Origin of the sequence: Sphingobacterium sp. BN32 (genome assembly GCF_030503615.1) — a bacterium.
Lineage (GTDB): Bacteria > Bacteroidota > Bacteroidia > Sphingobacteriales > Sphingobacteriaceae > Sphingobacterium.
This window is the reverse complement of record NZ_CP129963.1, coordinates 4,130,796-4,149,063: the sequence shown is the minus strand read 5'-3', so window position 1 is coordinate 4,149,063 and position 18,268 is coordinate 4,130,796. Positions and strand designations below refer to the sequence as shown.

At 40.0% G+C, this 18,268-nt stretch carries 13 protein-coding genes and 1 pseudogene; 11 read left to right on the top strand and 3 right to left on the bottom strand.

Annotated elements, in window-relative coordinates:
- Window positions 1-66: 66 nt before the first annotated feature.
- The 5 genes and pseudogenes from QYC40_RS17570 (at window position 67) to QYC40_RS18605 (ending at window position 8,542) form a co-directional block, all read left to right on the top strand.
- Window positions 67-1,059 (top strand): FecR family protein, encoded by a 993-nt coding sequence (locus QYC40_RS17570; RefSeq protein ID WP_301991525.1) that lies wholly within the window; start codon window positions 67-69, stop codon window positions 1,057-1,059.
- A 73-nt stretch (window positions 1,060-1,132) separates the two neighbouring features.
- Window positions 1,133-4,339 carry a SusC/RagA family TonB-linked outer membrane protein gene (locus QYC40_RS17565; protein WP_301991524.1) on the top strand — a complete coding sequence of 1,069 codons (3,207 nt, stop codon included), beginning with the start codon at window positions 1,133-1,135 and terminating at the stop codon, window positions 4,337-4,339.
- A 5-nt stretch (window positions 4,340-4,344) separates the two neighbouring features.
- Complete coding sequence (locus tag QYC40_RS17560; protein WP_301991523.1) at window positions 4,345-5,826, top strand: SusD/RagB family nutrient-binding outer membrane lipoprotein; 1,482 nt, start codon at window positions 4,345-4,347, stop codon at window positions 5,824-5,826.
- Window positions 5,827-5,841: 15 nt separating this feature from the next.
- The gene (locus QYC40_RS17555) at window positions 5,842-7,350 is read left to right on the top strand and encodes an alkaline phosphatase family protein (protein ID WP_301991521.1); all 1,509 of its coding nucleotides are present in this window, start codon (window positions 5,842-5,844) and stop codon (window positions 7,348-7,350) included.
- A 753-nt stretch (window positions 7,351-8,103) separates the two neighbouring features.
- Window positions 8,104-8,542: pseudogene (locus QYC40_RS18605) on the top strand (recombinase family protein).
- A gap of 150 nt (window positions 8,543-8,692) precedes the next feature.
- Here the strand turns inward: QYC40_RS18605 and QYC40_RS17540 are convergent.
- Entirely contained in the window at window positions 8,693-9,322 is a 630-nt protein-coding gene (locus QYC40_RS17540; protein ID WP_301991519.1) for a response regulator transcription factor, read from the bottom strand.
- A complete protein-coding gene (locus QYC40_RS17535) occupies window positions 9,319-11,256 on the bottom strand; it encodes a sensor histidine kinase (protein ID WP_301991518.1) in 1,938 nt (645 codons plus the stop codon). Before QYC40_RS17535 ends, QYC40_RS17540 begins: the two co-directional genes overlap by 4 nt.
- A gap of 189 nt (window positions 11,257-11,445) precedes the next feature.
- On the opposite strand from QYC40_RS17535, the gene QYC40_RS17530 reads away from it, so the two are divergent.
- The 6 genes from QYC40_RS17530 to QYC40_RS17505 all read left to right on the top strand — a co-directional run bounded on the left by QYC40_RS17530 (window position 11,446) and on the right by QYC40_RS17505 (window position 14,406).
- Complete coding sequence (locus tag QYC40_RS17530; RefSeq protein WP_301991517.1) at window positions 11,446-11,847, top strand: lipocalin family protein; 402 nt, start codon at window positions 11,446-11,448, stop codon at window positions 11,845-11,847.
- 30 nt (window positions 11,848-11,877) lie between these two features.
- On the top strand, window positions 11,878-12,357 hold the full coding sequence (locus QYC40_RS17525) for a hypothetical protein (RefSeq protein WP_286650893.1): 480 nt from the start codon (window positions 11,878-11,880) through the stop codon (window positions 12,355-12,357).
- Between the two features lie 25 nt (window positions 12,358-12,382).
- Entirely contained in the window at window positions 12,383-12,826 is a 444-nt protein-coding gene (locus QYC40_RS17520; protein WP_301991516.1) for a hypothetical protein, read from the top strand.
- A gap of 24 nt (window positions 12,827-12,850) precedes the next feature.
- Entirely contained in the window at window positions 12,851-13,291 is a 441-nt protein-coding gene (locus QYC40_RS17515) for a hypothetical protein (protein WP_301991515.1), read from the top strand.
- 555 nt (window positions 13,292-13,846) lie between these two features.
- Entirely contained in the window at window positions 13,847-14,095 is a 249-nt protein-coding gene (locus QYC40_RS17510) for a hypothetical protein (protein ID WP_301991514.1), read from the top strand.
- Window positions 14,089-14,406, top strand: a complete 318-nt coding sequence (locus QYC40_RS17505) for a type II toxin-antitoxin system PemK/MazF family toxin (protein ID WP_301991513.1) — start codon at window positions 14,089-14,091, stop codon at window positions 14,404-14,406. The genes QYC40_RS17510 and QYC40_RS17505 overlap by 7 nt, the downstream gene beginning before the upstream one ends.
- Window positions 14,407-15,950: 1,544 nt before the next feature.
- Here the strand turns inward: QYC40_RS17505 and QYC40_RS17500 are convergent.
- Window positions 15,951-18,095 (bottom strand): carboxy terminal-processing peptidase, encoded by a 2,145-nt coding sequence (locus QYC40_RS17500; protein ID WP_301991512.1) that lies wholly within the window; start codon window positions 18,093-18,095, stop codon window positions 15,951-15,953.
- Window positions 18,096-18,268 lie beyond the last annotated feature (173 nt).

Sequence of the window (18,268 nt, the reverse complement as noted above, 5' to 3'; positions counted from 1 at the left end):
TTTATTCATAATTTCTTAACTTAAATAGCGTGGTACTTTTCGTCTTTAATGCAACTACTCTAATGTATGAAGCGAGAAGAAAAGGAATTAAATCGGTTAATATCAGGCTATATCAATGGAACGATTGATCAACAGGAGCGAGAAAAGCTTTTGTTATGGATGGAGCAATTAGAAGTTTCAAACAGTGAGGGACTGATCCATCCAGGATTGAAAGCCGAGTTGAAAGCTCGAATTGATAAGCAGCTATTTGATACCGAAAAATCGACAACAGCGTTTATTAGCAAGATCCGTTTAAGATGGATCAGTGTCGCGGCGGTATTTTTACTGTTGCTCGGAATAGGGTCATTTCATTTTCTGAAGAAAGCTTCCGACTTAGGATCTCCGCAACTCGCTATTCAGCAGACAGAAGACTTTCAAATTAGGGTTCAGAAGGATAGCAGTTTTTACTTAAGTGATGGTTCACTGGCGCACCTACTTGCAGGGAGTACATTGTCATGGAATTCTAAATACAATACAACAGATCGAGCTTTGGAATTGCATGGGACTGCATTTTTTAAAGTGAAGAAAGATACCTTCCGCCCATTTTCAGTGCTCTCGAATCAAATTTTAACGACCGCATTAGGGACGGAATTTTGGGTGAGCGAAAATGGAAAAAATACGAGTGTCAAGTTGATAAGCGGTTCTGTTTTGTTACAACGAAAGAATCATGCAGGAGCATTAAGTACCATTGGTACTTTAAAACCTGGGGAAAAATGGTCAATGAAGAAGAAAAGGTCTGCAAAAGAAATTAAATCGGAGCCTGAAACAGATTTAAAGCATTTAAAGTCGGCTCTTCGCTTTGAAAATGCTGCGTTGAGCAAAGTATTTAAGGAATTGGAAAGGAACTTCCATGTAAAATTTCAGATTGATGCAGGCGTGGAAGTTGACATGACGTTCTATGGTACTTTTGGCGAAGACGATCAATTAGTCGATATATTGGAAATTATAAGCTTGGCTAATGATTTGAAGTTTGAAGATCAAGGTCATCCTGGCCAAATACGGGTACTCAAAATAAAATAATTATTAAAGAAACTGTTTAATGAACCGCTAGAAATAGCCGTGAGGAAATGTTATGCCAAATTTTATCAAAAAAATGAAAATTAGACCTTTAATGAAACGTGGAAATCAAGCTTTCGTTTTGCTTCTTTTGATGCTCTGTTGTTGCGCGCCAATTTATGCGCAAAATAAAGCAGTTATGAATGTGCTTGTCCACGATAGACAAGGAAATCCTTTAAGTAATTCCTCTGTTTTATTAAGTAATGCAGACCTGCAAATTAATACAACTCGATCAACCGACGAGCATGGCTTAGTCGTATTTGAAGGACTTCAGCCTCATGGAAAATATTGTGTGAAGGTGTCTTTCACGGGTTATACAGGAAAAAGACAATGTGATATTATTGTGAAGCCAGCAAATCGGACCAACCTTGTCATCAAGCTTGATCAAGAAGAGATACAAAATATTGACGCTGTTGTGGTAACGGCCTTGGGGATAAAACGAGAAGATAAATCGCTAGGATATTCTACCCAAACGGTCGATAATGCAGCACTAACAGAAACGAAGACGAATAACTGGACCAGCGCTTTATCTGGAAAAGTTGCGGGATTAACTATCCAAGGGGTTGGTGCCGGGCCGATGGGTTCCAATAGGATAACGCTTCGAGGAGAATCCTCTTTAAATTTAAATAACAATCAAGCGCTCGTTGTCATAGATGGGGTTCCCCTCAGCAGTAAGATTACGGGCACGGGTTTTAATTCTTATTTATCTCAGGATAGCCCTGTCGACTTTGGATCAAATATAAGCAACGTAAATGCTGATGACATTGATAATGTGACCGTGTTAAAAGGGCCGGCTGCAACGGCATTATACGGAAGTCGGGCCGCAGCAGGCGCACTAATTATTACCACAAAATCTGCGAAGCGAAAAGAGAGAGGAATAGGCGTTAGTGTCAATTCGAATACGAGCTTGGAGGAAGTGAACCGCTGGCCTGATTATCAATTTGAGTATGGAGAGGGTAGACAAGACAAATATTACTCTTATGGGAATACCGTGGATGGAGCTAACACAAGTACAACTGTTGGTGCAGGGCGAGGTTTCGGACCTAAATTCAATGGGCAAGAATATTTTCAATACGACCCGAGTGCGCCCGATGGAATAGCGACAGTAAGAACCCCATGGGTCGCCCAAAAAGATTATATTTCGGGCTTCTTTCAACGCGGTTTAACAAGCAGCAATAATATATCCGTTGAAGGTGGAAATGAAATCAATGGTGCTAGAGCGTCATTTACTTACCTTAAGAATACGTGGATTCTTCCGAATACCGGATTTGAGAGAATGAATGTGCTATTTAATGCCAATCAACAATTATCCAAAAGGCTAAAAGTCTCTGGTAGATTTAACTACAGCAATAATAAAAGTGACAATCTCCCTTCCGCAGGATATAATAACCAGACTTTGATGTATTTCTTAATATTAGGTACAGCGCCTAATATTAAACCGGAATGGTTTAAACCCTATTGGGTTCCTGGGAAAGAAGGAGTAGAGCAATATAGGCCTTTCAATTCTGGTCCTGACAATCCCTATGTTATTCTTTATGAAATGTTGAATAAAATGAAGAAGCATAATCTTGTAGGAAATATTTCTGCAACTTATGAATTCTCCCCAACAGTAAACCTGATGCTTAGAAGTGGTTTAGATTTTTCGAGTGAAGAGCGATCTCAACAGCGGCCTTTTAGTATGACGAAATTTCCGAAAGGAATGTACCGTGAACAGGGTCTTAATAATTACGAGTCGAATAGTGATTTTCTTCTTTCCTATGTTCCTAAGTTAGAATCCGATTTTAAGTACAATATTTCCTTAGGTGGAAATTATATGTCGCAGTATTATAATTTGAAATCAATGAATGCCGACCAATTAGCACAACCGGGAATTTACCAGCTGTCCAACAGTTTAGACCCAGTTGTACCGCAAAGCGATAGACAGGAAAAAGCTATTGCTAGTTTATATGCTTTTGGTCAGTTGTCGTATAAGGAAATGATATTTTTAGATGTTACGGGACGGAATGACTGGTCCAGTACGTTGCCTTCAGGAGAGCGATCGTTTTTTTATCCATCTGTGAACAGCAGTTTTATCTTAAGCCAGCTTTTTAAAATGCCGGAAGCTATTTCTTTTGCTAAAGCTCGACTCTCTTGGGCACAGGTGGGAAATGATACCAGCCCCTATCAAACGGCCCGATATTACAATCAAATATATGGTAACAACCTAACCAACCAACGGGTATTATTTAATCCTAACTTGAAACCAGAAATTACAACAAGTTATGAGGCAGGCTTGGATTTAAGGTTCCTAGATGGAAGAGTAGGCGCAGATATGTCGATCTATATGAACAACAGTAGGAACCAAATCCTTGCTACGCCCGTCGATCCCGTTTCAGGCTATAACAGTGCCTTGATTAATGCCGGACTTATAAATAGTAAAGGTATTGAGCTGGTCTTGAATGGGCAACCCATCTTGAACGATCAATTTAAATGGAAATCTGCTGTCAATTGGGCTCTTAATCGGAGTTATGTTAAGGAATTGGCCCCAGGAATCAATACTCAGATTATCTACAATAATGCTGGTGCCGTGACCATCGAAGCACGCCCAGGAGCGCGAATGGGGGATATGTATGGACGTGGATTTCTAAGAAATGAAATTGGACAGATTATTTATAATGAAGCCGGATTACCGGAACTCGACACCGAAGTAAAGAAATGGGGAAATGCATTTGCAGATTGGAAAATGGGCTTTAGTAATGACTTTACCTATAAGTCTATAGGTTTACACATCCTTTTGGACATGCAAAAAGGCGGAAGTATTTATTCCTTGACAAATTATAAAACTAATGAATTAGGAAAAGTGAAGACTTCTCTTCCGGGACGCGAAGGGGGAATCGTAGGCGATGGCGTTGTTCCACAGGCCGATGGGACGTATAAGCCAAATGATAAGTCGGTGAGTGCGTTGGTTTATTATCCGACTTATTATTCGATGAGTAATGTGGAGACCAATATATTTGATGCCAGCTTTCTAAAAATAAGAGAAGTTAGGCTATCCTATACATTTCCGGTTAATCTATTAAAGCAACTCAAACTTTCAAACGCTTCGGTATCACTTTGGGGAAGAGATCTTTTCAATTTCACCTCCTTTCCGGCATTTGATCCCGAGGGGGGAAATTTAAATAATGGAACTGTTACGCCGGGCGTCGAGCTGGCCCAATTCCCGTCGGCTAGAAGTATGGGAGTTAATTTAAGCATAGGATTTTAGTATTTATGATGATGAACATAAGAAGAAGATTTATTTCCGTTTTGATGTTTGCACTTTGTCTTTTCAGTGCGTGCGATAAAACCTTTAATGACCTCAACACCGATCCAAATCGGCCGAAAGAGGCTACTCCGGGTGTATTGTTAAGTCAATTACAATACAGAATTGTGACTTCAAAAATGAATGAAGCGAAGAGCTTCACCCATATTTTGATGCAAGTACAGGCGCCCCGAGCAAATCCAAATATCAATAGCGTTATGCGATGGGATGTTCGTAGTAGAGATAATATTTGGGAAAGTTATTATGCAGCGCTCTTAGATACGGAGGATTTGTATGGAATATCGAAAAGGTTGGAACAGCCAAATTATATGGGAATTGCACTTGTGTTGAAAGCTTATATGTATTCCATTCTAACTGATGCATATGGTGATATTCCATGTTTGGAGGCGACGAAAGGGATGGATAAGAATTTCCTTCCGAAATTTGATAAACAACAAGTTGTTTATGAGCAAATGTTGAATTGGTTAACGGAAGCTAACACACTCTTTGAAACGGATAAGCCTTTAGCATATGGGGGAGATTTGATTTTCGACGCCCAAAGTTCAGCAGCGAACATGTTGAAATGGAAGAAGTTTGCTAATTCGTTAAAATTAAGGTTGTTAGTTAGGATTCAAGGTCGGGAAGCGGAGATGAAGGTGAGATCTAAAATTGAAGAAATATTAAATAAACCGAAAGATTTTCCCGTATTTGAATCCAATGCCGACGAAGCCATCTTGGCTTTCCCAGGTAATTTTCCTTATTTCAATCCATATTATAATTCCAGAACATTCGACTGGAGAGACAATGATTACTTCACGACCTTTTTCATAAAAACTTTAAATGAAACCAACGACCCACGGTTAAAGCTATGGGCTCGGACTGTAAAAAAAGGTGACAAAGCAGTATTTCAAGGTATCCCCAGTGCATATCCCTTAGAACAGGAGTTTGATGTAAATGCAAATTCCAACCTCAGCGATGTACTTAAAACTTTCTCGAATATGGGTATTTTACAAACCTATGCGGAGGTGGAGTTTATGAAAGCGGAGCTTGCCCTGAAGAACTATAAAACCAATGACACGGAGGAGAACCATTACAATAATGCCATTCTAGCTTCTTTAAAACAATGGAAAGTTGACATTCCTGAAGATTTTCTGAAGCATTCCATTATTAAATATAAGAGTGGCGGAACTGTCGATGAAAAGATGGAGCAAATCTTTCTGCAAAAGTACTATGCTGGTTTTTTTGTAGATTATCAGTCATGGTTCGAATACAGAAGAACCGGATACCCTAAACTTGAAAAGGGTCCCGGCATACCTTCTTCTAGGACTTTCCCCACGCGAATACCTTATCCAACTTACTTGCAATCTTTGAACGCGGAGAACTTAAAAGCCGCGGTGCAACAAATGGGGGGTGACGATTGCACTATTAAAGTTTGGTGGGACAACAAGTAAACTAACATTATCCATATGAAAAAAAATATCATCAAGTTTTTAATTTGCTGTACCCTAGGTTTAGCATCAGCTTTTTCGACTTTGTTCGCTCAAACGAAGTCTATTCTGATCATTTTTGATGGTCTGAGACCCGATTTTATCAATCAGGAGCATATGCCGAATCTATTTGATCTGGCAAATAAAGGGAGTGTTGCCTTAAATAGCCATAGCGTTTTCCCAACAGTGACGAGAGTGAATTCTGCATCGCTTTCGACGGGATCTTATCCTGAAAAACACGGTATTCTCGGGAATACGATTCATATTGCAGATGTTGATGCGCGAAAAAATTATAATACCGGAAACAAAAGCGATTTGGAAATAGTGAAAAAGCAGTCCAAATTGGGGTTGTTGTCTAATTTGACGGCCGCTGAATTACTCAAACAGGAAAATAAGACATTCGCAGTGTACAGCTCTGGATCTTCGGGCCAGGCTTTCTTACAGGACCCTCAGGAAAAAGGCTGGACAGTTAATCCGGAATTTATTTTTCCGCTTTCTTTCCGAGATTCTGTTTTCCAAACGATAGCTTCTATTGAATCACAAAAGCAACCTAAATTTGCGAATCATAAATGGGTGGTAGATGCTTTTTTGGCTTTTGGTTTAGATAAGAAGCCTGCGGATATCACGACCGTATGGCTTTCAGAACCGGATTCAAAGCAACATGGATTTGGAATTGGATCACCAGAAGCTTTGGAGGCGATAAAATTTATGGATGAGCAGCTAGGACGCATTCTTCTTGCTATTAAAGAAAAGGGATTGGAAGACAAAGTTAATGTCTTAGTCAGTGCCGATCATGGATTTGTAACATACGCGGGCGAACATACCGTTAAAAGCATGCTAGAGGAAGAAGGTTTGGGAGACGACCTTAGTAATGGAAAAATAGTAATGGCAGATGGGGCGATCTTTGTGAAAGATAAAGACCAAGCAAAAGTGGAAAGGATAGTAAAGTTATTGCAAAAGCAGCCCTGGATTGGTCCAATCTTTACGAAATCTAAGAATGATACTGATTTAAAAGGAAGTGTAGATGGCACTTTTTCATTTGCAAGCATTCATTGGAACCACCCGGATCGCGCCGCGGATATCCTAGTAACGTATAGTTGGGATGACGTTCCAAATGAATTTGGATATAAAGGCTCGGCATACAATAAGAGCGGAGGAGCTGCAGGACATGGTGGTATTAGTTCGTTTGAAATTAATACTAACCTCGTGCTTTATGGTCCTTCATTCAAAAAATCGTATCAATCCACGGCCCCTACATCTTATATTGATATTATGCCTACCTTGTTTACCGTTTTAGGAGTTAAAAATAACCACTCTATGCAAGGAAGAGTGCTTACTGAATTTTTCAAGAATAAAAATGTAGATGAAAATAAGGGAAAGCAGTATATCGAAACCGCACAGAATAAAGAAAAGAATTATACAGTTGAATTGAAGTTTAGCGAAATCGATGGGCATAAATATTTGGACTACGGACGGAGGGTAAAATAGTTAGTTTGCTAAAGTTAATTGTTTATAATTCTGCTCTGATTTCTAGTAAAATGAAACTCTAATCCAAATTAAGATTTATAGTATTGATAAATGTTAATTTAGATATGGAGTATAGATATCAAACAATTGATCAATTAATTGTTTAATATATCAGCAAGGTTACGACGAAAACCTTCTGATTATGACGAAAAGCTTAATTTGGAAAGGATTTTATTATGATTCACTTGAATATCTGAATTCTACAATTCGGAACAAGTAGGGTTTATTGAAACTTTGGCATTTAGATTATTCAAGCTTTCATTCTAGTTGGTAAATAATTTCCATATATATTATTTCGATTTATCGATTTTCACCCTTAATTAAGTATGTTGATTTTTAGCTATGTAGGTTTTTTTAATTAAAACGGACAATATGCTATGTCTCTAAGAGTTAAGGTGATCGCCTAATGGCAAGTATACTTAATAATAGATTCATTAATTACTGCCGGCAGGGGAGTGAAAAACGGAGGGATTATATTGGGTTAGATCCTATACTTGTATTTAGAAGCTTTATATTCCTCTCTCACTGAGAGTCAAATTTCATAAGCAACATCCCGCAACTCGGTGCAGAATCAATTTTTATTCGGTATTGCTAAGGCTTGTAACTATATGCATTGTATCCACATACAAAATCTATTTGTCTCACAAATCGAACGTTTTATAAAATTATAAATCTTAATAATGAAAGAGGCTTTTAATTATCTTAGTAAGTTAACTGAGATCGAGCGCAAAAACAGCACTGAATTTTTTAAGAAGGAAATTATTCTTTATTAGAAAATGGAAGACGAGTAAACTCTTCGAAAAGTTAAGGAAAGGTGATACTGTTGTTGTTTGGAAATTAGGTCGTCTCGGCAGATCTCTAAAAGATCTAATTGATCTAATCACAAAGATGCAGCAACTGGATGTTAGCTTCCTTACAAGATGGTATCAACACAAATACTGCCACTGGACGATTTACGTTTAACATATTTGCGTCCCTAGCTGAATTCGAAAGAGAAATTATATCCGAAAGAACAAAGGCGGGATTAACCTCCGCCAGAGCACGCGGACGAAAAGGGGGAAGACCTCCCGGTTATAGTAAAGATACGATCAAAAAGATTAAAGCCTTAAACCCCTTTATGAATCGAGTAATAGTCCTTCAGTTCAGGATGTAGCCGAAAGTCTTCAAATAAGTCGAGCGACATGTTATAGGTATCTTAAAGCGTATGAAAATCTCCCAAATAAATAATTCCAGAAATATAGGCAACTCTTGCTGGATATATAGCCAGTCTCATCAATTGGAGGCCCAGCTGTGAAAGTGGTTCTTAAATCATGCCCCATTCCCGTGCACGCTGCAGAAGAATGACTGTTTTGTTCACTTCGAATTTTTGCATCAAGCTTTTTCGGTGGCTGTCGACCGTGACGGCGCTCACGAACATTTTTTCCGCGATCTGGGGAGTAGTGAGACCGTCGGCAAGATATTTCAGCACTTCTTTTTCACGTTTAGTGACGGGAGGAATTTCAATGAGTTCTTGCGCGGTGATGGTAGTAAGAATTTTTTGCGCTTCTTTGCCGAAATGGAGGTTTCCATCGACGATGTTGCGGATGGCTTTTTCAATTTCGGCCGTGGATGAGCTTTTGAGCAGATAGCCCGAGGCTCCGTTATGCAACATTCTTAAGATGATGCTTCGCTCGTTGAAGTTGCTTAACGCCAGTATTTTCAATTCGGGATATTTTTTTTTTATTTCGGGGCACAGTTCCAACCCATTGCCATCGGGCAAATTAATGTCGAGCAAGAGGATATCTGCCGATGTGATGGCTAATGTTTCTCTCAATTCTCGGGCAGTAGTTGCCGTGGCCACGATGATTAAGTCTTCTTTTTGCCCGATAAAACTGCTCAATCCCTGGGCAATAAGAGGATGGTCGTCGCAAACAATGATTTCAATCCGTTTCATATCAAACATTCAATACTGATGGAGGTCCCTTTTTGGGGAAACGCATCGATGTTCATTTTTCCGTTGAGGTATTTCACCCGCGTTTCTATGTTGCTTAAACCCATATTGCGGCGAATGGTTGTGGGGTCGAATCCTTTTCCGTTGTCTTCTATTTCTATGAGCAATAAGTTGTTTTCTACCGTACATTGGAGAAAAATGGCCAATGCCCCGGCGTGCTTCACGGCATTGGTGACCAATTCCTGCACTATGCGGTAAACAGCCAGTTGCTTGTTCCTGTCGGTTAGTTGGGAGAGGTTGCTGGCATAAAAATCGATTTTGGTGTCTCGTGTTTGCAGATTCTGCACAAAATCACGCAGGGCGCTGTCCAATCCGTAGAGAACCAAAGACACGGGCATCAGGTTGCTGGAGAGATTACGGATGTCCGACACTGTCTCTTCGAGTTGCGAGACGACCTTTCGCAGGGGGGCGTTGTTGTGAGTGGTTTCAAGAATGTTCTCGATGTTTATTTTTATCCCCGTTAGCTTGCCGCCCAAGCCGTCGTGCAGTTCCATTGCGACGCGCGAACGTTCCTGCTCGCTTCCTTCCATCAGCGCTTTGGATATCTCCACTTCTTTTTGCTGCGCCATCGAGATCAATTCCTGCCGGGCTTGCTTTTTATTTTGTTTCGAGACGTACAGGTAAAACGCTAGCAGCAAAATCGCGAAGGAAACGCTGCTCAAGGTAAGAATGTTTTGCGTTTTGGTTTTGTTTTGAAGCGCCAATATTTTTTTTTCTTGTTCCGAGGTGTTATAGCGGGCTTCGAGTTCCTCCACCCTCAACTTTTCGTTCCTTACCACCATACTGTCGTTTATTTTATGCAATTGCTTCAGTGCGTCATACGCCGATCTGTAGTTGCCCAGCTTTAGCTCAGCCTCGGATAATAACTTCAACGAGTTTGCCTTATTCTTCAACGACTTGCTATTTATCTCATCCGCGAGAAGCATTAGACTTATTCTCTTTGCTTCGGCGTATCCGCCGGTTTGCAACAGATTATGGCCCAAGTAATGTGCCAACGAATTGTAATCGGATTTCAGATTGTATTTGCCGCAAAAAGCCATTCCTTCTCTTGACGTTTTAATGGAGTTTGGCTTGTCACCGATCAAATCGTAGTATTTTGTTTTAATGATGTAATAGTAGGATATATAGGGCAGGTAATCTTCTTGCGTTCTGCTCTTCTTATCTATAATTTTTTCGACACTTTGCAGGGCTTCAGCCGCTTTGTTGGACTTGGATAAATACAGGAAAGAATGTGCTAAATTTAGGTATGCCCACACGAGTTGCTTGTCTTCGATTGCATTTTCCCTCAAAAGACCAATGGCTTTTTGGCTGTAATGTATCGCTCTGGGGTAATTTTTTTGATTAAAGAGAACCAGGCTCACATTGGTCAAATAAGAAGCATGCAGGCTCACCTTGTTTGTTTTCTGAATATAGGGAATAGATTTGTTAAGCAAAATATCCAGAAACAAATCGTGCCTGTCTTTGGCTTGCTCCAAGACACCATAGTTATTCCACAAACGTGCTCGATATTCGTAAGACAACGGAGTTGAAAAATCTTTCAACATGTTTTCGGCTTGCATATACAGTTGCTGACTTTTCTCGATATTTAAATCGAAATAAACACCCGCTTCGTAGAAAGTGAGAATGCCGTAATAAAGTTTATCCTTCGGGTCGATGAAAGAGTTGGCGGAATCCAGCATCGCAAACGCTTTGGCGGTGTCTCTGTAGGAATAAAAATCGGATAAAAGAAAGTAAATATCCGCCTTCTCCTTGTTGCTACGCGCTGCCTCCTTCAGTTGTCTATTAAGACTATCCACATACGTCGTTTCCTGCGACCACACGACCGACGCCTGCAGCGTAGCCCACAAAAACAAAAACATGAAAACAACGAGACGCATGGTGAATTGTTTTATTTTTTCCACAAATATAATAACGCACCTCCCTAGAATCCAAACAATTAAGAATCATGTCGAGAAATATCCTCCAAAAAGGGGAGAAAAAAATCCCGATTTCGGAGAATTGTACAGCATTGTGGCAGGCTATAACTTTGCTTTGAACGAAATCATAAAAATAAAATGCATAAGAAAATGAAAAGATCAATATCGACACTTCTCTTGCTAACGGGATTTCTCTTATTGATATCCTGTGCAAAAGATGAAATTTCGGAACAGGATCCACTTGTGGGGTTGTGGAAATTGCAGCGCATTACCGCCGGAAACGAAAGCGTGGATGTTACCAATATGACGTGTTATGGCCAATCAACTTTAAAGGTGACAGAATCGGAGATAACATTATCGTTGAAGAGTCCCCAAACAGGTGCAGATTGCAGTGCCGATACTTCCTCGTTCGGATGGAAGAAAAACGGCAACGTTTATCAGGTTGTGGATGACGAGGTCGGAGAATATATTACGATTACATTAATCGGGGACGATTTATCGTTAACAGTTACTGCCGATGGAAATTCATCCACCTTTTTATTTAGAAAGTAAACCAAATAAATCATATTAAATAATCGCAGTATGCAAAAAAGAATCACATTTTTATGTTTAATGGCTGTATTTGTTTTTGTGCTTGGCGTATCGGCGCAAACAGCGGAACGCAACCAATACAAATTGGGTGGGGGAATTTTGATTGACGTGGGCGATGGTGGTACCATGGTGGGGCCACACGCGAAGTATTTCTTCACGCCCAATCACGCGGGCGAAGCGGCTGTTTTATTCGGACGGGGCGCCACCTTTGTACACGGAGTATATAGTTACAATAGCGCTTTCCCGGGCGTTAACGGACTGTCATGGCACCTAGGCGCCGGCCCCTCTGTGGCCTTTGGCGGGGGAACCACGCTATTCACTCTAATGGCGCCGCTAGGCGTTGAATTTGTCATCCCGAAAGCGCCCATCGCGGTAAGTGTGGATTGGCGGCCACGGTATTTTTTTATTGAAAACGAAACGTACTTCGATGCTTCTCGTTTTGGATTAGGATTACGCTATACCATTAAATAACAATCAATTTAAAAGCAAAAAAACAATGAGAAAATTTATTTTCACATCCATTCTCGGGTTCCTGATCAGTGTATCGGGAGCAAAAGCACAAAGCTTTTTAGATAAACTCGATAAAGCGGTAAATCACATTGACAGAGCCGCGCAGTCGGCCGACAAAGCGTCTAAAACAGGCGGTAAAGTAAGGTCGCTCCTCAATAAAAAACAAGGCGCAGGTTCCAACCAAACCATGTTACAGATTTCGGGAATCGATTTGTCGAAGTTAAAAAAACTCAATGGCAATGTGGAGTCAGTAAAAGGGGTAAATGAAACCAAAATGAAATTCAATGCTGCTAAATCTACCATTACCGTAAACCATTCGGGTACTACGGAAGAACTTTTGACCAACATTCAATTAAAATCAAGAGATATTTTCGACGACGAGAACGTTGCGGCTTTAGAGGAAGGATTGATTGAGATTCAATTAAAATAGACGTTACATAAAAATTATAGTCAGATGAAAAAAATAGTAATATTCGCAGTCGTAATGGTCGGAATGATCTCATTTACTTCGTGCTCAAAAGATGACGGTCCAGACGTACAGAAAGGCAAAACCGCAAAGTTTACTCTCTCCGCTCCTGGACTTACCTCGGAAGACATCGTGGCATTTGTGTTCACAGGAAGTATGAATGGGCAAGTTTCGGGTACATCGTGGAAGATAAATGGGATAACACAAGATAATCAAGGAGTTATTCAAATAAAGAATGAACTTTTGATTGGTAATAAAACAGTAATTGTAGAAACTACAAAACCTCTCGATAATATTATTGTTACGTTTGGCGGGAGTAGTCATAACACTCCTTATACCATTAAGTTAAGGGCGGAAATAAATGGAAAAATCGAAAATGATATTTCCGATATCGTTAACCAAACGTATTCTAAAAGTTTAAATTACTAATTCTATTTTCAAAATGCTCATCAGTATGTTTTTTCATTTACGTTTCACAAGTTAGTGTTTCATTCCAAATAGTTTTGGTGAAGGGTACAGCGGGCGTCGAATTTATTTTGACGCCCGCTTTTCTGTTCTTACTTATTTACATTTATCAAAGCTCTAACCTTTGAAAAAGTTACACAGGTAAGGAACATCTCTTCGGTTCATGGCTTTCGACCCCTTGCGAATCTGCGTTGTCTTTTTCTTTGCCTCTTGCAGCCGCTCAATCAATTGGATTTGAGGTCTGATGACGTGCCGATAACGTATTCTTGAGGTATGAAAAGCATGTTGGTTGGTAATCTAAACACGATTAAAGATGTCTAACAAAACGAAGATTTAACTAAAACACCCGAAGAAATTTATAAAGGACTTGGATTGACCAGAGCAACATTTTACAGATACGCTAACATCCTTGATAACCACACAAACGAAGAAATCAAACAAATGCAAATCAAATAATCTTAGAAAAACATAAAACAATTATATTTTGAATTGTTATAATAATGTTATAACTTTAGTAGTATGAAAACAAAAGTTAGAAAAATCGGTAATTCTTTTGGAATTATAATAGGAAAGCAAATTCTTGACCAGCTCCATGTTACGGATGAAGTTTCTTTATCTGTCGAGGATTCTAAAATCATTATCGAAGCAGTTAAATCAAAACCTCGTAAAAACTGGGAAGAAATGTTATTAAAAGCCAACTCTTTAAAAGATAAAGAGGTTTTAGAATATTTTGATAATGATTTCGACAAAACAGAATGGACATGGTAAAAAGATTTGAAGTGTATTTTATAGACCTTAATCCTACCATTGGTTCCGAAATTAATAAAATTAGACCTGCTGTTATAGTTTCACCAAATGAAATGAATAATGCTTTAAACACAGTAATTATTGCACCGCTTACATCGACACTCAAACCTTATCCAATGCGCGTAAATTGTAAGGTAGATGGAAAGCAAGCTCAGATTGCTTTAGACCATATAAGATCTGTTGATAAAAAAAGATTAAAGGGTAAACATGGAGAAATTGAAAATTCTACACAAAAACAAGTTGTTAATACTTTATTAGAAATGTTCTCCTAGTTTATCTCAAATAACGATGGAAGAAGTAATAATACTATATAAAAAGAATAGAAGTACAATATATTGGTCTAGTTGCGGTAGAACCGCGGCCTTCATGATTTTCTGCGCCGCTATTACGTATGCGGGTGACGATGAAAATCGCCAATGCTATAAAAAGAAGACCAAATAGGATTGAAAGAAACATAAGGGTAGAATGATTAAGGTGTACGAGATTTTTTTATCTTTTGCGGGAATGGAGCTATACTTTGCAAAGCGTAACCGGAGAGTCCGGCACAATATAGTATTTTCAACCATTTAGCTCGGTTTTTCCTGCGGGCCGTTCGCTTTGCATCTATTAAAGAAACATTATTTGTTGTTTTCATAAATCCATCTGAATTATTAGTTGAACAAGCTATTGGCAACAAAGTTTATTTTTTGTCCAATTTGGAACTTTTAAGGAAGATCGCTTATGGGCTACCCCGACCGCATGAGCACATTATCGGCATTCGGCAAGTATATTACATTGTGGAATCAACAAATGTATTTGCGCAAAAGGTCTTCGAAAAACTGCTGCATGATTGTGGTATGATCTAACGCGTCATAAATTCTCGCCGGAGGGATGGTAACAAAAAACAGTTTCCCAGCGAATATGCTTGCATCATGCCAATTGTCTGTTAAAAGAGCTATACCAATAAGAAACGAGGGCGACTTCTAGCTTTTTATTCCCCCCCATGCGGTTCGAACGTAAGTGGCGACGTTAGGGCTGTGGTCCAGCTGCTGTTCATGGAGCTGCCCCATGTGGCCGAAATATATGGGTGTAACCAGATTTGCAGTCTCCAACCTGATCATTCCCGGACATCCCGTCGCTGGGCCGGGGGGGGGCTGAAACTCATGACTCCTGCGAACCTTGTAAATACATTTGGTTGCTGAAAATCGTGGAGCGCCCAATCGCCCTAAATTGGAGAACCGACAGTTTGGATTGAAGCCGCTAGGCCATCCCTTCACCCAGTCAAGTTTAATACATTGCTGTAGAGGTTACAGCACAACACCAACAGCAGCCTTAAAATTATACTCATTGTAGGAGGTGCATGGGTAGCTAAATCCCGAATGGAGGCATACTGACTAGCGTACCTAGGAAATCGTCTCTTTGATAATCCTTGATTGTAAAGCTCATCCTGCCGCTACGCTGGGCCTGGCAGTTCCGCCGAGCAATCCGGTAAAGTCTCTATGGTGCTGGAACTTTTCTTGATAGAAAATAAGGTGACAATCGAAACGGCCCAGCGGGAAAGAATAGCCACGGTCAGATTGGGTCAGCATGAGAAAGAAGACGCCGAGCAAAATATGCTCCCTTATTAAACTTAATTCTTCTCGCAGGGACACAAAAAGCATCTTTTCTATTCAAGGGATAACACTTTAATGTGGTGTTGATGTTCGCCTAGAATCGTAAAGGACTCTACGTTACGGATGACCTAAAGAGCGGAAGCTTCAAAAACAAAGGCTTATGAACTCGGTGTTCATAAGCCTTTGTTGGCTTCTGTTGAAGCTTAAAAAAATGGATAAATCCCTTACTTTTTATTTAGACGGATATAATCGATTAACACGTTAGCGCTTTCTTCCAGCACGAAATCATAATCGAATTTTGGCTGCGGCTGTCCTTCTTTCCAGAGCGGCAATCCTAGGAATGCCAACTGCTTGTTAATACGGTCGCGATTTTTTAATCGATTTGTCTCACGCTCTGCTTTTAGTTTGGACTCATTTAGGCTTACCGAAGGCATAGCGTCTACTTTATTGAATTCAGCGATATCTTCGAGTAAGAAGGTATAAGCAGGAGACTTCTGCATGCGTTTTGTGTGTATCTGGTTCAACTGCGCGTTGATCGATGTTAAATCGGAAATCTTCGAAAAGGTCGATGGTTTGATCTGATCCCAAGGTAAAGCCGAAGGTTCCGAACTTTCGCCAAATTTCTCTGCGGAATATTGCGTGGGGAAGGTAACATCAGGTTCAACACCCTTGTGTTGGGTACTGCTTCCTGTTACACGGTAGAATTTACCCATGGTAATATTAATCTGACCGAACTCCGGTGCCCCATTTGGGGTGTCAGCATCCTTTTCGCCAGAAGCTTTGATTAAGAGCTTGTTGGTTGCACTGATAAATCTGGACATATCCACAGCGTTTTGCACCGTGCCTTTACCATAGGATGTTGAACCTAAAATGATACCACGACCATAATCTTGGATCGCACCAGCAAAGATTTCCGAGGCAGATGCCGAGAAGCGGTTTATGATGACACCAAACGGGCCATCCCAACTAACACCGGATTCTTGATCGCTGTCTACTTGAACGCGGTTTCTGGTATCGCGAACTTGAACTACTGGACCCTTGTCGATAAACAGACCCGTTAGCTCGATTGCTTCTTGAAGTGAACCACCCCCGTTATTACGTAAGTCCATCAATACAGCGTCAACACCATCTTGTTTTAAGCTATCTAGGAGTAATCTTACGTCACGGGTAGTACTCTTATAATTTTGGTCACCACGGCGTACAGCATCAAAGTCAATATAGAATTTCGGTAGATTAATGATACCTACACGATAGTTCTTACCATCTTCGCCTTTGATTGTTTTGATCTCACGTTTTGCAGATTCTTCTTCAAGAACGATTTTCTCACGAGTTAACCTCACTATTTTTGGTGCAGTAGATAATTCTGCGCCCGCTGGTAATACTTTCAAACGTACAACGGTACCTTTCTTTCCTTTGATTTTCGCAACAGCAGCATCTAAGCGCCAGCCGATGATATCTTCAAACTCACCGTCGCCCTGTGCTACAGCGACAATACGATCGTTAATCTGTAATGTTTTGTCTTTGAATGCTGGTCCTCCCGCGATGATCATCTTGATCGTAACCATCTCGTTTTCCATCTGCAGTTGTGCGCCAATTCCCTCTAACGTATTAGACATGCTCTCGTTAAATGCCTGCGCAAATGATGGATTGTAGTAGTTGGTGTGGGGGTCCACCGCTGCTGTAAATGCAGTCATGATAATTTGGAACGCATCATTAGCATTTGCTTTGGAGGCTTGAGAAATCAGGTTCTTATAACGGTTACGTAGTGTTTCTTTATTCTTCGCCAAATCGAGCTTAACCGAGTCGCCCGCTGTGAGCTTCAGGTTCAATAGATCATATTTTACACGTTTCCTCCACTGATCTTTTAATTCAGCGTCAGATTTGAACCACGGTAGCTTTTCGCGAAAGCTATTGTAGTTTTCATCTTTGCTAAAATCATGATGTGCGTCTACTTGCTCTAAAGCATAGTTCAAACATTGTAAGTAGCGATCTGAATATTTGTTGAACATGTAGAAAGCGCTCGAAAGGTCACCCTCTTTAAAGTCCTGTCCAAAGGTATTTTTGAATTGTTGGAAATCGTCAATATCTGACTGTAATAAATAGTTTCTTCCCTGATCTAAGCCTTCTACTATATTGTTGAAAATAATATTAGAAATAGAATCGTTCATCGAAACGCGTTTGTAGCTGAAGTTTTCCAATAAATTGGCAACCTCTTTTACGATTACGCCATGCTGTGTTGTCGGTTTTAGTTGTAAGCCCTCTTGCTCCAGATCTACGCGAGGCTTCGCTGCGCAAGCGACGATAGAGATTAATGAAAGACCTAAGATGAGATTTCTTAACATGTAGATGGTTTTCTTAATATTGTTCATTTTATAAATTAGTGCCTTTATAAGCAGCACCTTCCGCTAAATCGCCTCGTGAGCGATTATAGCTATAAATTTAGTTAAATTTCAATTCAAAGTTTGAGGTGTCAACGTAAAAATATCATTTCACTTATCAAATATCGACCCATTATATGGCTTGTTAACACTTTTTAAGACTA